Source organism: Nostoc sp. UIC 10630 (genome assembly GCF_010747425.1).
In the GTDB taxonomy this organism is placed as follows: Bacteria; Cyanobacteriota; Cyanobacteriia; order Cyanobacteriales; family Nostocaceae; genus Nostoc.
In genome coordinates this window covers 1-408 of record NZ_JAAGOG010000494.1, presented here as the reverse complement: position 1 = coordinate 408, position 408 = coordinate 1, and the positions used below count along the sequence as shown (strand labels likewise).

Below are 408 nucleotides of genomic sequence, written 5' to 3'. Positions count from 1 at the left end.
GATTTAGTGTTTGGAATAGCTTAAACTCCTGAGTTTTGAGAGGACAAAAGAATTCATTGCGATCGCTGGCAATTGCTCAAGAGCATTCCCTGTAGTCTATTCTGTATTAGGACAGACCTAGTGATGTTTCTTGATATTGCCAGATTTTTATTGGGAAAATTTATAACTTTGGGAATTTGGTACTGGGAAATAGATTTTCATGCTGCGTTGTGAATGCAGTTCAGGATATGGGGAGAGTTAAAGCGAGAAAGGCAGTAAAATTTCTGAGCTTGTTTGTGATTAGTGCAACTTTTTTTGTGGTAAGTGGCTATTGGACATCATCAGTCGTTATAGCATTACCGCCACCAGAAGATACACCAGAAGAAATATTACGGACAAAGATTATTATAGAAGCGCGATCGCCAATTG

General features: G+C 38.5%; 1 pseudogene. It reads left to right on the top strand.

Features of this window, described 5'->3' with window-relative positions:
* Positions 1–227: 227 nt before the first annotated feature.
* Positions 228–408 (top strand): annotated as a pseudogene (locus tag G1O98_RS38565) (hypothetical protein); the annotation flags it as partial.